The 15,049-nt window shown below is 63.1% G+C and carries 14 protein-coding genes; 5 read left to right on the top strand and 9 right to left on the bottom strand.

The features are described from left to right. Positions 1-33: 33 nt before the first annotated feature. Positions 34-954, bottom strand: coding sequence for an MlaA family lipoprotein (locus P3T16_RS24980; RefSeq protein WP_429344321.1), 921 nt, complete (start codon positions 952-954; stop codon positions 34-36). Further along, complete coding sequence (locus P3T16_RS24975; RefSeq protein WP_429344320.1) at positions 951-3,578, bottom strand: MMPL family transporter; 2,628 nt, start codon at positions 3,576-3,578, stop codon at positions 951-953. The genes P3T16_RS24980 and P3T16_RS24975 overlap by 4 nt, the downstream gene beginning before the upstream one ends. 181 nt (positions 3,579-3,759) lie before the next feature. On the opposite strand from P3T16_RS24975, the gene P3T16_RS24970 reads away from it, so the two are divergent. Beyond that, the gene (locus tag P3T16_RS24970) at positions 3,760-4,365 is read left to right on the top strand and encodes an MlaC/ttg2D family ABC transporter substrate-binding protein (protein WP_429344319.1); all 606 of its coding nucleotides are present in this window, start codon (positions 3,760-3,762) and stop codon (positions 4,363-4,365) included. 143 nt (positions 4,366-4,508) lie between these two features. On the opposite strand, the gene hpnH is transcribed toward P3T16_RS24970, so the two are convergent. Then, the gene (gene hpnH, locus P3T16_RS24965; RefSeq protein ID WP_429344318.1) at positions 4,509-5,663 is read right to left on the bottom strand and encodes an adenosyl-hopene transferase HpnH; all 1,155 of its coding nucleotides are present in this window, start codon (positions 5,661-5,663) and stop codon (positions 4,509-4,511) included. Positions 5,664-5,673: 10 nt separating this feature from the next. Then, positions 5,674-6,618 carry a 4-hydroxy-3-methylbut-2-enyl diphosphate reductase gene (ispH, locus tag P3T16_RS24960; RefSeq protein ID WP_429256264.1) on the bottom strand — a complete coding sequence of 315 codons (945 nt, stop codon included), beginning with the start codon at positions 6,616-6,618 and terminating at the stop codon, positions 5,674-5,676. A gap of 434 nt (positions 6,619-7,052) precedes the next feature. On the opposite strand from ispH, the gene P3T16_RS24955 reads away from it, so the two are divergent. After that, a complete protein-coding gene (locus P3T16_RS24955) occupies positions 7,053-8,231 on the top strand; it encodes a glycosyltransferase (RefSeq protein WP_429344317.1) in 1,179 nt (392 codons plus the stop codon). A 131-nt stretch (positions 8,232-8,362) separates the two neighbouring features. Here P3T16_RS24955 and P3T16_RS24950 read toward each other — a convergent pair whose 3' ends face one another. Beyond that, on the bottom strand, positions 8,363-8,914 hold the full coding sequence (locus tag P3T16_RS24950) for a hypothetical protein (RefSeq protein ID WP_429344316.1): 552 nt from the start codon (positions 8,912-8,914) through the stop codon (positions 8,363-8,365). 114 nt (positions 8,915-9,028) lie between these two features. Next, a complete protein-coding gene (gene hpnA, locus P3T16_RS24945; RefSeq protein ID WP_429344315.1) occupies positions 9,029-10,039 on the bottom strand; it encodes a hopanoid-associated sugar epimerase in 1,011 nt (336 codons plus the stop codon). A gap of 206 nt (positions 10,040-10,245) precedes the next feature. Between hpnA and P3T16_RS24940 the strand changes: the two genes are divergently transcribed. Beyond that, positions 10,246-10,542 carry an acylphosphatase gene (locus P3T16_RS24940; protein WP_429344314.1) on the top strand — a complete coding sequence of 99 codons (297 nt, stop codon included), beginning with the start codon at positions 10,246-10,248 and terminating at the stop codon, positions 10,540-10,542. 47 nt (positions 10,543-10,589) lie between these two features. On the opposite strand, the gene egtD is transcribed toward P3T16_RS24940, so the two are convergent. Continuing rightward, positions 10,590-11,558: an L-histidine N(alpha)-methyltransferase gene (egtD, locus tag P3T16_RS24935; protein WP_429344313.1), complete on the bottom strand. Its 969-nt coding sequence runs from the start codon at positions 11,556-11,558 to the stop codon at positions 10,590-10,592. 430 nt (positions 11,559-11,988) lie between these two features. Between egtD and rarD the strand changes: the two genes are divergently transcribed. After that, positions 11,989-12,885: an EamA family transporter RarD gene (rarD, locus tag P3T16_RS24930; RefSeq protein WP_429344312.1), complete on the top strand. Its 897-nt coding sequence runs from the start codon at positions 11,989-11,991 to the stop codon at positions 12,883-12,885. Here rarD and P3T16_RS24925 read toward each other — a convergent pair. Beyond that, entirely contained in the window at positions 12,882-13,427 is a 546-nt protein-coding gene (locus tag P3T16_RS24925; RefSeq protein WP_429344311.1) for a DUF962 domain-containing protein, read from the bottom strand. The two genes, rarD and P3T16_RS24925, sit on opposite strands and share 4 nt — an antisense overlap. A 328-nt stretch (positions 13,428-13,755) precedes the next feature. Beyond that, on the bottom strand, positions 13,756-14,139 hold the full coding sequence (locus P3T16_RS24920; RefSeq protein ID WP_429344310.1) for a hypothetical protein: 384 nt from the start codon (positions 14,137-14,139) through the stop codon (positions 13,756-13,758). Between the two features lie 274 nt (positions 14,140-14,413). On the opposite strand from P3T16_RS24920, the gene P3T16_RS24915 reads away from it, so the two are divergent. Further along, the gene (locus P3T16_RS24915; RefSeq protein ID WP_429344309.1) at positions 14,414-14,992 is read left to right on the top strand and encodes a phospholipase D family protein; all 579 of its coding nucleotides are present in this window, start codon (positions 14,414-14,416) and stop codon (positions 14,990-14,992) included. Positions 14,993-15,049 lie beyond the last annotated feature (57 nt).

Below are 15,049 nucleotides of genomic sequence, written 5' to 3'. Positions count from 1 at the left end.
GCGGTTTTCATTCCGGCGCGCAAAGAGCGCGTCTTACTGGACGGTCGGCTTTGGCAACGGAGCAACCTCGGGCGCCTTTTTGTCAGCGGGCGGCGTCGATCCAGACGAACCCGACGCGGGCGCTGCCGACCCTGCCGCACCTTCGCCCGGATCAGCATAGTCCGGCACGCCCGCAGGCGCGGTTCCCGAAGCGCCCGGCGCAGGCGCAGGCGCCGGCGCCGCGCCGGAATCGTCCGGATCGCCATAGTCAGGCGGTGCGGTCGGCGAGGTGCCCACGGCGCCTGCGGCGCGCAGCAACGAAATACGCTGCTGGGTATAGGCATCGCGAACGAACGAATACTTGTCGAGCGCCGCCTGCGACAACAGATCGGTCGCACCCAGCAGGTTGGCGCGCGTGTTGACGAACTGGAGGCCGTAAAGCGGATTGCGCACCGCCGGCTCAGCGTAATTAAGCGGATTGAAGCGGAAATCGACCGCGAACCCGACGCTGTCCCGGAACGAACTCGGCCCGAACAGCGGCAGCACCAGATACGGACCCGACGGCACACCCCAATGGCCCAGCGTCAACCCGAAATCCTGATGATGCTTCGGCAGACCGGCCGGCGTCGCCCAGTCGAGCAGGCCGAAGATGCCGAACGTCGAGTTGAACGCGAAGCGCATGATGTCTTCGGTCGCGTCCGTGATGTTCAGCTGCATCAGGTTATTTGCCGCGTTGCCGAGATCGCCCAGGTTCGAGAAGAAGTTGGTGACGGCCGTGCGCAGCGGGCTCGGCGTCACCTTCTGGTAGCCCTTCGCGATCGGCTGCGCCACGTACGTGTCGAGCGAGTCATTGAACTTGAAGACCGCCCGGTTCATTGGCTCCAGCGGATCGCCGGGCTTGCGGTCGGGACCGGTCGCGCAGCCGGTGACAGCACACGCGACGACCAGCGCCAGCGCGGGGGTTTGCATCTTCATCCGTCGATTCCTCTGTGTCTCTTTGAGGCGCGCTTTGGGCGCGGTTTTCCCATCAGTACAGGTTGAAATACCACAGCGCCGACAAGTGTGCAGAAAAGCGACAACGCGAGCAGCTTCCCCATGCTCGACGTGCCCGGGTGATGCGACAGCCACAGGCTACCGAATGCCGTCGCCGTTGTCGCGGCGCTGAACATCACGGCATGCGTGAGGCTCGATTGCAGCAGCCCGGTCTGGCCATTGCGCCAGGCCATCACGAAGTAGATCTTGAACGCGACACCCACGCCGAGCATCAACGGCAACGCGATGATGTTCGCGAAGTTGAGCGGCATGTTGAAGACGACACACAGTTCGAGCGTCACAACCGCCGACACCAGCAGCGGGATCATCGTGCGCAGCACGTCGCCGAAACGACGCAGCGTAATCCACAGCAGGATCGTGATTGACAGGACCGCCCAGCCGGCGGCCTGCAGGAACGCCTTGATGATCGTGTCGGCGGAATGCAGGATCGAGATCGGGCCGCCGATCGCGCCTGGCTCAGCGGCTTTCACGGCGTGCGCGAAGTGGCGCAGCATCACGTCGTCGCCGGGATCGGCGCCTGGCACCACCTTCGGCGAGATATCGACGAGCGCGTGGCCGTCTGCCGAAACCCAGTTGCGCGCGATCTCTGCCGGCACCGTTTCGCGTGTGATTTGCGTGGGCTGAAGCAGCGCGGTCAATTGCCCGAGCGCGATTTTCAGCGGCGCGGACATCGCCTGCTCGGCGTGGTCGCGGGTGGCGGCATCGGCGGCTGCGAGTTTCGTCAGCGTTGCCGACAGATGCTGCGCTTCGGCGGCGCCGGGCCCCGGGTGATCTTCGGCGGCAAGCGCGAGCTGGTTGGCGGCGCGTTTGAGCGCAGCGACACGGTTGGCGTCGGTGGAAGGCGGTGCGGTGGGTTGCGTCAGCGCCGGCAGCAGTTGCTGCGCGGCGCTCGCGATCAGCGCGAGTTTCTGCGGCTGGTCGGCGGGCACGAAGGTGTCGAGCGTCGTCACGCGGCCAACTTCGGGCAACGCCGACAGCTTCGCCGCCATCTGGTCCGCGACCGCCAGCGAAGGCGCCAGCGCGTGCACATCGTTGACCGACGCCTCGGGGGCATCCTGCAGCGACATCAGCGTCGCCATCGATTCGGTGTGCGGATCCTTCAGATGGAGCGGATTGAAGTCGAAGCGCAGATGCAGAAGCAGCGGCAGCGCGCCGACGATGATGATGAGCGTCGTGATCAGCACGGGCTTGCGGTTGCGGTCGAGGAAATCGTCGACCGGCGCGAGCTGCCTGAAACCGGGCGATACCGGTTCGCCGAGCGGCGCGAACACCTTGAGCAGCGCCGGCAGCAGCGTCATGTTCGTGAGGTACGCGACGAACATCCCGACGCCCGCGATTTTCCCGAGCTCCGACACGCCGCGATAGGCGGTCGGCAGGAACGAGAAGAAACTCTCCGCGACGGCCACGGCGGCGAGCGTCAGCGGCACGCCGATGCTGTGCGCCGTGTTGAGCAGCGCGGCGGGCAGGCGGTCGTCGTGGTGGCGCTCCTCGCGGTACTTCACGCCGAACTGCACGCCGAAGTCGACCCCCAGTCCGACGAACAGCACCATGAACGCGACCGAGATCATGTTGAGCGCGTCGACCATCATCAGGCCGAGTGCGGCGGTAATCGCGAGGCCGACGAACAGTGTGATGAAGACCGCGATGATCACCCGCTTGGAGCGCAGCGCGAGCAACAGGATCACGAGCACGACCATCAGGGTGCCGATGCCATTGACCACGGCGCCGTCCTTCACCGAGGCGAATTCTTCGTCGGCGAGCGGCTGTTCGCCGGTCAGGCGCACGGTCGCGCCGTACTGGGCGTCCAGATGCAGCGCCGCGGCGGTCGCCCGGATCTCCGAGGACGCCCGCGCGCCGGGTTCGAGCGCGCCGAAATCGACGACCGGCTGCACGGTGACGAACGCGCGCGCCGGCTGTTTGGCCGTGTCCTTGTCGACCAGCCCGCGCCACGAGAACACGGCAGGCTGGCCGGCGAGCACGCCGTCGAGCACCGTGGCGCTTTGCGACAGCAGGTGACTCATATCGCCGAGCTTGATCTGACCAATCTGCAACGGCAGCAGCAGGCTCGTGGTCAGGACGCCGGCGAGGCCGGTCAGACTGGGATCCTTTGCCAGCGAATTGATGAGCGGACGCGCCTGCGCAAGCTGCGTTGTGGTCGATTGAACCTGACTGAGCGGCAGAAATAGCAGCCCGTTATGCTCGAAAAACGGGCCGGCCGCAGGCTGCGAGACGGCAACGAATTCCTTAGACTGTTTCTGCAACGCGGCCGTGAGATCGCGCGCGGCGGCATCGGCGAATTCCGGCGCGCGGGCTTCGACAACCACCAGCACGGTCTGGCCACGGTCGGGGAACGCGGCGTCCATCGCGTTTTCGAGGCCCGACCATTGCGCGTCGGTCTCAACCAGGCGGCTTATATCGGTATTGATCTTGAAGTGATGCGCGACGTAAAAGCCGCTCGCGACGGCGAGCAGGAGCGAGAGCGCGATGACCCACAGGGCATAGCGCACCGACCACGCGACGAGGCGGACGAGGGATAACTTCAGCATACAGGTGGGAGAGCCCCTGTTGTTAATGGCGTATTTGGCGGAAGGGCACAAGTATACAGACGCAGCGACCCCGCGCGTGCGAAGGAAGGCGGGGCGGCGCAGTCAAAATCGGTATACTGGCCCTCAATGGTCCCCCGCTGGCGCTTCAGCGGATCATTTTCTTCCCTGTCCTGAAGAGCGTATGAAACGTTATCTGTCTGCATTTTTCGTGGCCGCCGTGATGTCCACAGCGGCCTTCGCACAAACCGCGCCTGACGCGGTCGTGAAAGCCGCGGTCGAAGGCACGGTCAGCGCGATGAAGGCCGACCCGCAGGCGCGTGGCGGCGACATGGGCAAGATCACCCAGGTCGTCGAGGCGCACTTTGTACCGTCGACGAACTTCCAGCGCACGACCCGTATCGCGGTCGGCAAGGCGTGGACAACCGCGACGCCCGAACAGCAGAAGCAGCTGTACGAGCAGTTCCAGAAGCTGCTGGTGGGCACCTACGCCGCTTCGTTGTCGCAATTGCGCGATCAGGACGTCAAGTTCAACTTCCTGCCGTCGACGGCCGCACCGGGCGACAAGGACACCGTCGTGCAGACGCACGTCATCAGTAACGGCGGCGACGATTCGGTCGGCTACCGGCTGGAAAAGACGGCCAGCGGCTGGAAGATCTACGACATCAACATGATGGGTGCGTGGCTGATCCAGGTGTACCAGACCCAGTTCGCGGATCAACTTGCGAAGGGTGGCGTGGATGGTCTGATCAAGTTTCTGACGCAGCACAACGCGCGTGGCGCGGGTTGATCGACCAGAGCCCGGACGCTTTGCACATTACGCGCCGTGCCAGGCCGTGTCCGCCGGCACTCTATCCAACTCCCTGAATAGAAAAAGGCGCAACGGCTAAACCGTTGCGCCTTTCTTATCAAGGCAGAGAAAACCGCCGCCGCTCAAACCACCGTCGCTGCCCGCTCCACCTTCTTACCCTTACCCGCACGGCCGATCTCTTCCAGCTTGATCTCGACGTGACGCGAGAACACGTATTCCGCCGGACGTTGCTTGTCCAAAGGAATGTCCTTCGCGAACGCGCCGGTCGTCTTCGGGCCCGAGATAGCGACCTTCAGTGCCTTCAGCGGATGCGTGACCGTATCCATCACGGCCGTCGCTTCGAAACCGCAGTGGACCATGCAGTCCGCGCACTTTTCGTAGTTGCCGGTGCCGTAGTTTTCCCACTGGGTGGTGTCCATCAGTTCCTTGAAGGTCTCCACATAACCTTCGCCGACCAGATAGCACGGCTTTTGCCAGCCGAACACCGTGCGCGCCGGGTTGCCCCACGGCGTGCATTCATATGTCTGATTGCCGGCCAGGAAGTCGAGGAACATGCTCGACTGGCTGAACGACCAGTTCTTGCCGTTGTTGCCGCGCTTGAAGATTTCGCGGAACAGGTGCTTGGTCTTGTCGCGGTTCAGGAAGTGCTGCTGGTCCGGCGCGCGTTCGTACGCGTAGCCCGGCGACACCGTGATACCGTCGACACCCATCGGGCCGAGCGTGTCGAAGAATGCAGCGACGCGTTCCGGCACGGCGTCGTTGAACAGCGTGCAGTTGATGTTGACGCGGAAACCGCGGCGCTTCGCTTCCTTGATCGCAGCGACGGCCTTCTCGTACACGCCTTCCTGCGACACCGAGTGATCGTGCGCTTCCTTGTCGCCGTCAAGGTGAACCGACCAGACGAAATACGGATTCGGCTCGTAGTCGTCCATCTTCTTTTCCATCAGCAGCGCGTTCGTGCACAGGTACACGAATTTCTTGCGCGCCATGATGCCCTTCACGATCTGCGGCATTTCCTTGTGCAGCAGCGGTTCGCCACCTGCAATCGAAACGACCGGCGCGCCGCATTCGTCGACCGCGCCAAGGCATTCTTCCAGCGACAGACGCTGGTTCAGGATGGGATCCGGATAATCGATCTTGCCGCAACCATTGCAGGCGAGATTGCAGCGGAACAGCGGCTCCAGCATCAGTGCGAGCGGGTAGCGTTTGTTGCCTGCGAGGTGCTGACGCATGATGTATGCGCCAACCCGGACTTTCTGTAGCAGCGGAATAGACAAGGCGTCCTCCTTAAACTTCGCGTGCAGCGAGTGGTTGCGTCAGCTTCAACGGCAACTTGAATTCAACTTTTTCTTCACGGCCCGCCATCGTCGTGACATCGACGGACCCCAATGCGCGCAGCGCATCGATCACGTTTTCAACCATTTCTTCCGGCGCCGACGCGCCCGCCGTAATGCCGACGGTCTGCGCATTTGCAAACCACTCCGGCCGCACTTCGGAACCATCGGCGACGAGGTAGCTCGGCACGTTGGTTTCGCTGCCGATTTCGCGCAGACGGTTCGAGTTCGAGCTGTTCGTCGCGCCGACGACCAGCAGCACATCGACCAGCGTGCACAGCTCGCGCACCGCCGCCTGGCGGTTTTGCGTCGCGTAGCAGATGTCGCGCGTATCCGGGCCGACGATGTCGGTGAAACGGCGCAACAACGCGTCGATGATGCCACGTGTGTCGTCGACCGACAGCGTGGTCTGCGTGACGTACGCGAGCGGCGTGTCGAGCGGCAGGTCGAGCGTGCCGACTTCGGCTTCGCTCTGCACGAGCAGCACCTTGCCCGGAATCTGACCGATCGTCCCTTCGACTTCCGGGTGACCAGCATGACCGATCAAAATTAACGTGCGGCCGGCAGCGACGTACTGACGACCCTGCACGTGCACTTTCGTGACGAGCGGGCAGGTCGCGTCGAGCACGTCGAGGCCGCGTTGTTCCGCGTCCCGTTCGACGGTCTGCGCGACGCCGTGCGCGCTGAAAATCGCGACGGCGCCTTGCGGCACTTCGTCGAGTTCCTCGACGAAGCGGGCGCCTTTCCGGCGCAGGTTATCGACCACATGACGATTGTGGACAATTTCGTGGCGCACATAAACGGGCGCCCCATGTTGTAGCAAAGCACGATCGACAATCTCGATCGCGCGGACAACACCCGCACAAAAGCCGCGGGGTTGAGCAAGGATGACTCGCATAGGCAGGCGAACTCCGACTGACGCGGGTTTCGAAGAAGTCGGTAAAAACGACCTTATCGCCGCGACATCATATTAGATGGTGTGTTAAGTCCGACGAAAGGCCGGTACACCGAAAACCAAACGCGCATTCTAACGCTATCGGGCGAGACGTGCTTTCCAGGACATATCCGATACCACAACCTGTTGTGGCAAGAATGACTCGGTGCAGCATAGGTGCGGAACCCTTAAACTATTGGGCCTTGCGGTATCTGCTTATAACGGCCGCATCGCTGGCTGCTTGATGGGCCTCTTCACTGTCCGGATTACCGGATGCATTTCAAGGCTCGCTGGATGGACGTCGATCGCTTCAAATACATTCCCGTCGCTGGCAGGTTGCTGCCTGAGGCACTGCGCTCGCGCGCTTCCGGGCGGGCACTATCGGTTGAGGGCAACGCATGATGCTGGTTCTGTTTGCGCTTTCGTGTCTTTCGCTGCTGATCTGGGGCGTCCTGCTGCTCGCGCGTGGCGGCTTCTGGCGGGCGCGTCCCGCGGCGCCGCTGCCGGCAAAGCCGCGTGACGCCGGCGGCTGGCCCGCGGTGGCCGCCGTCGTGCCCGCCCGTAACGAAGCCGACGTGATCGCCCGTGCGGTCGCTTCGCTGCTGGGTCAGGACTACGCGGGCGCGTTTCACGTGATCGTCGTCGATGACCACAGCACCGACGGCACTGCCGACGCCGCCCGTGCGGCCGCGCTGCAACTGCAGTGTCCGGACCGCCTGACGGTACTGACCGCGAAGCCATTGCCGGCGGGCTGGTCGGGCAAGGTATGGGCGCAATCGCAGGGCATCGAAGCCGTGAAGACGCTCGGCTTTCCCGCCGACTACCTGCTCCTCACCGACGCCGACATCGGCCATCCCGCCGATGCCGTGACGCAGCTCGTCGCACGGGCTGACGAAGAAAAGCGCGATCTCGTCTCGCTGATGGTCCGGCTGCGCTGCGACTCGTTCTGGGAAAAGGCGCTGATTCCGGCATTCGTGTTCTTCTTCGCCAAGCTGTATCCGTTTTCGTGGGTCAACAACCCGCGCAACAAGACGGCGGCCGCGGCGGGCGGCTGCATGCTGGTGCGCCGCACCGCGCTCGAGGAAGCCGGCGGCATCGAATCGATCCGTGCCGAACTGATCGACGATTGCAGCCTGGCGGCGCGCATCAAGCACCGGGGCGAAGGGCGTCATCCGATCCGGCTGGATGTTGCGGCGCGCAGCATCTCGTTGCGTCCATACGACAGCTGGAAGGACATCTGGAACATGATCGCGCGCACGGCGTTCACGCAGCTGCGCTATAACGGCTGGCTGCTGGCCGGCACGCTGGCGGGCATGACGATCATCTATCTGATTCCGCCGGTCGCGGCGCTCGTGCTCGGGCCGGTCGGCTGGCCGGCGTGGCTCGCCTGGGCGCTCATGTGCTGCGCCTACGCGCCGATGCTCCGGTATTACGGACGTTCGCCGCTGTGGGCGCCGTTCCTGCCGCTGGTGGCGCTGTTCTACGTTGGCGCGACGTTTGCGTCGGCGGTGCGTTACTGGCGCGGCAAGGGCGGTCAGTGGAAGTCGCGGGTTCAGGCGCCAGTGCAGGAACGATAGGCAGGATGGCGGCGCGCAACGCGCCGCCTGCGCATCACAGGCGCGAGCGGCGCCTTGCAGGCATTGGAGACATCCCGGCAGGCGAGGAATGCTGCGCGGGCGTGAGAAGCACTAGAAGCGTCGGACGCGCATCACCGCTGCGTCAGCATCGCGTACATCTGGACGACCATTTCCGGCGAGAACGTGAACGGCACCCAGCCGTGGCCGGTATGACGCAACACTAGCAGACGGTCGCCGTTGGACTGCTTCTGCGCAGCCATCACCGGATTCTTCGTCGACACGAAACGCCAGCCCGGCGGCAGGCCACCCGGCGGCTCGGGCGTCATCGACGCGCGCGCGTTCGCCAGTTCCTCGATCAGTTGACCGACCTGCTCGGGGCGCAGCGAGACCGTCTGGCCGCCAATCGTCATCGTGATTTCGTTCTGCGCCGGACGGGCGATGCTCAGCGTCGGCTTTTCGCCGGCGGTGGGTTCAGCGGCGGGTTCAGCGGATTCCGGCGATCCAGCGGCCTGATCAACAGGCTCAGCCGACGCAGCGGAATGAGCAGACGCGTCCATTGACGGCGCCGTTTCCGCAACGGGTTCTGCGGTGGCCGCGGCTTTCGGGGCCAGCGCGACCTGAATGAGCTGATTGAGCTGATCGACGCCCGTTTCAAGCGCGCCAATCTGTTCTTGAAGATTCATGCGAGGCTTTCTCTGGTAAGACCGGCGATTTTAACCGCTGCGCGCAGCCTTGAACTGACGCCGAACGGCCGACGTTGTAACAAAGTGCGTGTTCGTGCCGTACGGCGGCGACGCTCACGCCTTCAGATATCCGGCCTGCCTGAACCACTCCAGCGCATCGCTCAACCCTTCGCGATAGGGGCGCGCGCGATAGCCGAGTTCGCGCTCCGCTTTCGCCGATGTGAAATACATCTTGTTTTTCGACATCTTCAGACCGTCGACCGTCACGAACGGCTCCCGCTTCGTGATCTTCGCCACCGCTTCCGCGCCGACGGCCAGCGGATACAGCGGCCAGCGCGGCAGCGCGATGGTCGGCGGCTTGCGGCCGGTCAGGTTCGCGATGTCGGTGAGCATTTGCTGCAGCGGCAGGTTTTCGCCGCCCAGAATGTACCGTTCGCCGATCTTGCCGCGCTCCAGCGCCAGGAAGTGCCCGGCGGCAACATCGTCGACGTGTACGAGATTCAGACCCGTATCGACGAAGGCCGGAATCTTGCCCAGTGCCGCCTCGACGATGATGCGGCCGGTCGGCGTCGGCTTGACGTCGCGCGGACCGATCGGCGTCGACGGATTGACGATGACGGCAGGCAGCCCGTCGCTGGCAATCATTCGTTCCACCGCGCGCTCGGCCAGCACCTTGCTACGCTTGTACACGCCGATCGCTTTTTCCGGCGTCAGCGGCGAGGTTTCGTCGGCGGACTGGCCGGAACTCGTCACTTTCAGCGTGGCCACGCTGCTCGTGTAGACAATGCGCTCGACGCTTTCCTTCAAGGCGGCGCGCATCGTCGCCTCGGTGCCCTCGAGGTTCGAGCGCTCGATGTCGAGCGGGTCCGGCGCCCACAGACGATAGTCGGCGGCGACGTGAAACAGATAGCGCACGCCGCGCAGCGCGGCACGCATCGACGCTTCGTCGCGCATATCGCCGACGACGATCTCTGCGTCGAGCGCTTCGACGTTGCGCCGCGGACTCGTCGCGCGCACCAGCACGCGCACGGCGAAACCCTTTTGCTGCGCGATGCGCGCCACCGCCGATCCGACAAAGCCGGAGGCACCGGTGACGAGCACCAGATCGCGATTCTGATCGGTCATTCGTTACGATTTCCCTGCATGGCGCGCGGCATTTTTCGTTCGCGTGAGCGGCGGATAGCGGGCAGCGCCGGTTGAATGGTCGACGGATTGTACGTGGAGCGCGCGATGTGGTCACCGGAGCGCGGCCGCGGCCTCGTTTGCGTCCAGCATCAATTCAGCGGGGCGACTAGAATGCCGGCTTGAAAAGATAGTCAGGAGAGGTCCGCATGACTGCGCCGGATCTGGATTCACGAATCGAAACGTATTACGTGCGCGTGCGCGGCCTTGTGCAGGGCGTGGGCTTTCGTCACGCGACGGTGCGCCAGGCGCACGCGCTCGGCATCAAGGGATGGGTGGCGAACCTCGACGACGGTTCCGTCGAAGCGATGCTGCAGGGCGCGGCCAATCAGGTTGACCGGATGCTGTCGTGGCTGCGTCACGGGCCGCCGGCCGCGCGCGTGACCGAAGTCACCGGCGAAGAACGGTCGACGGAAAAGCGCTACGAGCGCTTCGAGCAGCACTGACCCGAACTGCGCGGCGCGTTCATGCCGCGCCGCGCAAAACCACAACGCTATCGCGCCACCAGCAAACTTTCCGCAAAGCCCCAGTCGCGTTCGATCCACTGATGCTGGCATGTAAAGCCCGCATCGCCCGCGATCGGGCCGACTTCGTCCGCGCGGTATTTGTGGCTGCTTTCCGTCCAGATCGTTTCGCCTTCCTCGAGCGTCACCGTGAGCCTCGCGGCCGCCACGTGCGCCGTCACGCGACGTTTCGCGCGCAGATGCATCTCGATACTGCGTACTTCCGGATTGAAGCGCGCGACATGTTCAAACGCATCGAGCGGAAAATCGCCGCCCAGTTCGCGATTGATCCGCGCGAGCAGGTTCAGGTTGAACGCCGCCGTGACGCCGATCGGATCGTCGTAGGCGGCGACCAGCGTCGGAACTGGCTTGTCGAGGTCGGTGCCGAGAAGCAGCGCGTCGCCGGGCTTGAGCATCGTGCGAATGTCGCGCAGAAAGCGCGTCGCAGCGAGCCGTCCGAAATTGCCGATCGTGCTGCCGAGAAAGAGAACCAGCAGCTGTTCACCGTCGGGCCGTTTTGCGCTGACTTCCGCGAGCCCCGCCAGATAGTCCTTCTCATAACCGACGATCGAAATCCGCTCGATATCGCCGAGTTCGCGCCGGCACAACTGCAAGGCGGTGCGCGAAATTTCAATCGGACAGTAAGACGTGGGGTGCTTTTTACACAGTGCTTCAAGAATCCGGCGCGTTTTGCGACCGCTGCCACTACCGAGTTCGGCGACGGTCACATCCGGTGAAAGCTGCGCGACGATGTCGGTGGCGTGACGCGTCAGCAGACGTTCTTCCGAACGCGTGACGCCGTATTCGGGCAGCGCGGTAATGACTTCGAAGAGCGCGGAGCCCACTTCGTCATACAGATATTTCGAGGGCAATTCCTTCTGCGGTGTCTTTGTGAGGCCGGCGCGGATCTCGACGGCAAATCCGGGCGTTACTTCTTGCAATAGCGCAGGCTGAGTCATGCAGTGTTCCTCTTTTCGGTGGTGGCTGCTGGCCGTGCGGTTTGCGCGCATCGGTGACGCACGCATCGGAAAGGCGGGTAACGTGCACGCGCAGATGATGGAAAAAGACGTGCCTTCAAGCAAGAAACGCGCTTGGCACACGCTCAAGGCAGTTCGGAAAGACTGGGCATCCAGACATGACGGCAAGGGATGAAGTTACGTTCTAGTTCATCGAGCGCCGATGCGCACGGAATAAATGCAGGCGTTGATGGCGGCGAGGCGTCTAGAATGCGGGCTTGCCTTTACGGGGCGGTGACAGTTGTGCCTGCCGCCCGCCTGGATAAATTCCTGCGATGAAAATGAAAGACGCCGCCTTCATGCGCGGCACGACGTGTGCTTGCCTGAATGCGTTGAGCGCCTTGAATACTGCGGCACTGCGGACGGTCGGCCGATGAACCAGTACGAACCGGGGCGTGGCATCGCGTTATCCGTCGGCGCTTCGGCGTTGTTTGCGCTGCTGTCGGCCTACGCGAAACTGCTCGCGCCGCTGACGGGCCTCGATATTTTTGCGTGGAGAATCATCTGGACCGTGCCCGGCGCGCTGCTTCTGATCGCGTTGCGCGGACGGATACCGCAATTGCGGGAACTGGCGGCGCGCGCCGTGAAACGCCCTCGCATCGGGATTGCGCTCGTGATCAGCGCTGCGCTGCTTGGCTTGCAGTTGTGGGTTTTCCTGTGGGCGCCGCTGCACGGCCGCATGCTCGAAGTCTCGCTCGGCTATTTTCTGTTGCCGCTGATGATGGTGCTCGTCGGCCGGTTTTACTACCACGAGCGGCTCGACGGGCTGCAATGGCTGGCAGTTGCGTGCGCGGCGGTGGGCGTGGCGCATGAACTGTGGATGACGCGTGCATTTTCATGGCCGACGATGCTCGTCGCGCTCGGCTATCCGCCGTACTTCGTGCTGCGCCGCAAAATCAACGCGGATTCCCTGACTGCGTTTGCGCTCGAAGTGATGCTGCTGTTTCCCGTTGCGATCGCTTTCGTCTCGACAGGCGGCTCGCTGGCGCTGCTCCACGGCCGCTACGACATGTGGTTGCTGTTATTGCCCGGGCTCGGCGCGTTGAGCACCGCGGCGCTCGCGTCGTATCTGAAAGCGAGCCGGCTGCTGCCGATGGCGCTGTTCGGCATCCTCGGCTATGTCGAGCCCGTGCTGCTCGTGATCGTATCGGTGACGTTGCTTGGCGAAACGCTCTCCGCTGCGCAACTGGCCACCTACGGGCCGATCTGGATCGCCGTCGCGCTGACGGCGCTGCACGGCGTGCGGCTGGTGCGTTTCGCGCCGCGTTAGCGTCGTTGCGGCGCGGCGGGCACAGCGGGATTGATGCGCGTCGCGCCGACCTGTGCCTCGATCGCCTCGCGTAACGCCGGCCGCCATCGAAAGGCGAATAGCGCTTCGGCGAGCACGAAGAGCGGGCCGATCGCGAGGCCGATCAGATCGTCGACGAACGCCGGCTTGCGATGTTCATACGCGACGTGGCCGACCAACTGGAACACCCAGCCGACCACGAAGAGGCCCACACCCGCGAGCAGCCACGTCAGCGTGGACTGCGCCGCGAGCCACTGGCCGACCACAAGGCACAGTGCGAACGCCAGCGCCATCATGATGCCGAGCGGCACATCGAGCGCGAGGTAGTACAGCGTCGTGACGACCAGCAGCAGCCACGCGGGCGAAAGCGGAAAGGGCAACGCGGAGAAGCTCCACGCGGGCCGGCTCAGCAGCACGGCGACGGCGAGCACGATCATCGGAATGCCGACAAAATGCGTGGCGATATTGCGGCGGTCACGGTGATAAGCCGCGTACTGGGTCAATTGTTCTGTGAGTGTTCTCATGGGCGACGTCTCCAGATCGAGGTCTTCATCATCGCGTGCAATGCGATTTTCAAACCTTCGGGTAGTCGACAATCTCGCACAGATACCGCTCAATGAATTCGAGTCTTTCCTCGACTTGCCGTCAACCTGCGTTGCGCGGCACGCTTTAACTGCGTTATAGCGAAATCGATTTTCGATGCGGCGTTGCCGTCGATAATGACCGGAGCCGGTTTTTGCCGGACAAGCGCGCATTCATCGCCTGAAACGAAAAAGGGCGAGTCTTGCGACTCGCCCGCGAGGGACATCTTCCGTTTAAATCGGCGCAACGGAAGATGTCTGGCCGATAACGTTATTGGGTTTTAGTCGTCTCGGCCTTGGTGTTATCTGCTTTTGTCTGCGTAGCGTCAGGTGTCTTGCTGGCATCGGTTTTTGCTTTGGCCTGCGTGGCATCCGCCGCCTTGCTGGAGTCAGTCTTCGCCTTTGCCACATTTGCGTCCGACGGATGCTTTTTGTGCGCAACCTTCGTGTGGGTCTTTGCGGTTGACGCGTGCTTTGCGGCCGGCGCGGCAGCAGTCGTCTTGCTGCCGGCAGTCGTGTCCGTCTTTACTCCGCCGGCTGTCGATGCCTTCAGATGCGCCTCTGTTCCCGCGGGCGCCGAAGCGGGCGCGGTGGTCTGGGCGAATGCTGTCGAGACGAGCAGGGCGGAAGCGAGCGCAGCGAAAATGGTCTTCATTGAGTGACTCCTTTTTATCGCGCCGGGTAAGTGGTCAGCGCTGCCGGTTTAACGTCGGGCAGATGACGCAAGTTGACGTCCTTCTGGTGACAAAACGTAACGGCGCATTGCCCGGCTAAAACCAGAAGAGCCACGGTCGGCAGGACCGCGGCTCTTTTGCGCATACGCCCGACACAATCGAGGCGCGCACATGCCTGAAGCAGTCGCGAAGACGTTGCGATACCGATATACTTTCGCGCTCACCCGAACGGCACAAACAGAACATCAACATCGCATGCATCTCCGTATCCTCGCCGTCGTCGCTCTAGCGTTTTCGATTCCTGCTGCCCATGCCGATTCTTCGCTGGCCACGTGGGGCAAACAACTCTTTTCGCGCACTGAACCCGCCGCGCCATTCGCGTCGGGTGCTTCGTATAAGGTCTGCTTCGTGCCGAACGGCGCAAGCTGTCAGGACCTGCTCGTCGATGAAATCAACAACACCCGGCGCAGTCTGCTGATTCAGGCCTATTCGTTCACGAGCGCGCCGATCGCTTCGGCAGTCAAACGCGCCAAAGACCGGGGCGTGGACGTTCACGTCATTCTGGACAAGAGCCAGGTTTCGCAGCGATATTCGAGCGCGACGTTCCTGCGCAACGCGGGCATTCCTGTCGTGATCGACACGAGGCCTGCGATCGCGCACAACAAGATCATGGTGTTCGACAACGCGAGCGTGTTCACCGGCTCGTTCAACTTCACAAGGTCCGCTGAAGAGCGCAACGCCGAGAACGGGTTTCTGGTTCGAGGCGACGAAAAGATCGTGAAGGCATACGTCGATAACTGGAACGAGCGATTCAGGGTTTCCACGCCTTATTAGCGGTTCAGATCCGGCGCGGCGTAGTGCAGCGTGGACAACATGGCAATTCACACCTAT

The sequence above is a fragment of the Paraburkholderia sp. GAS42 genome, assembly GCF_050436565.1.
Lineage (GTDB): Bacteria > Pseudomonadota > Gammaproteobacteria > Burkholderiales > Burkholderiaceae > Paraburkholderia.
This window is presented reverse-complemented; position numbering and strand designations above follow the sequence as displayed.

What these genes read in the sequence shown, in the direction of transcription:
- P3T16_RS24970 (WP_429344319.1), top strand. Translation starts at nt 3,760, where the DNA reads ATGAAACGTTATCTGTCTGCATTTTTCGTGGCCGCCGTGATGTCCACA.
- P3T16_RS24920 (WP_429344310.1), bottom strand. Translation starts at nt 14,139, where the DNA reads ATGAAGACCATTTTCGCTGCGCTCGCTTCCGCCCTGCTCGTCTCGACA.
- P3T16_RS24980 (WP_429344321.1), bottom strand. Translation starts at nt 954, where the DNA reads ATGAAGATGCAAACCCCCGCGCTGGCGCTGGTCGTCGCGTGTGCTGTC.
- rarD (WP_429344312.1), top strand. Translation starts at nt 11,989, where the DNA reads ATGAACCAGTACGAACCGGGGCGTGGCATCGCGTTATCCGTCGGCGCT.
- P3T16_RS24955 (WP_429344317.1), top strand. Translation starts at nt 7,053, where the DNA reads ATGATGCTGGTTCTGTTTGCGCTTTCGTGTCTTTCGCTGCTGATCTGG.
- P3T16_RS24950 (WP_429344316.1), bottom strand. Translation starts at nt 8,914, where the DNA reads ATGAATCTTCAAGAACAGATTGGCGCGCTTGAAACGGGCGTCGATCAG.
- ispH (WP_429256264.1), bottom strand. Translation starts at nt 6,618, where the DNA reads ATGCGAGTCATCCTTGCTCAACCCCGCGGCTTTTGTGCGGGTGTTGTC.
- P3T16_RS24915 (WP_429344309.1), top strand. Translation starts at nt 14,414, where the DNA reads ATGCATCTCCGTATCCTCGCCGTCGTCGCTCTAGCGTTTTCGATTCCT.
- P3T16_RS24975 (WP_429344320.1), bottom strand. Translation starts at nt 3,578, where the DNA reads ATGCTGAAGTTATCCCTCGTCCGCCTCGTCGCGTGGTCGGTGCGCTAT.
- P3T16_RS24925 (WP_429344311.1), bottom strand. Translation starts at nt 13,427, where the DNA reads ATGAGAACACTCACAGAACAATTGACCCAGTACGCGGCTTATCACCGT.
- egtD (WP_429344313.1), bottom strand. Translation starts at nt 11,558, where the DNA reads ATGACTCAGCCTGCGCTATTGCAAGAAGTAACGCCCGGATTTGCCGTC.
- P3T16_RS24940 (WP_429344314.1), top strand. Translation starts at nt 10,246, where the DNA reads ATGACTGCGCCGGATCTGGATTCACGAATCGAAACGTATTACGTGCGC.
- hpnA (WP_429344315.1), bottom strand. Translation starts at nt 10,039, where the DNA reads ATGACCGATCAGAATCGCGATCTGGTGCTCGTCACCGGTGCCTCCGGC.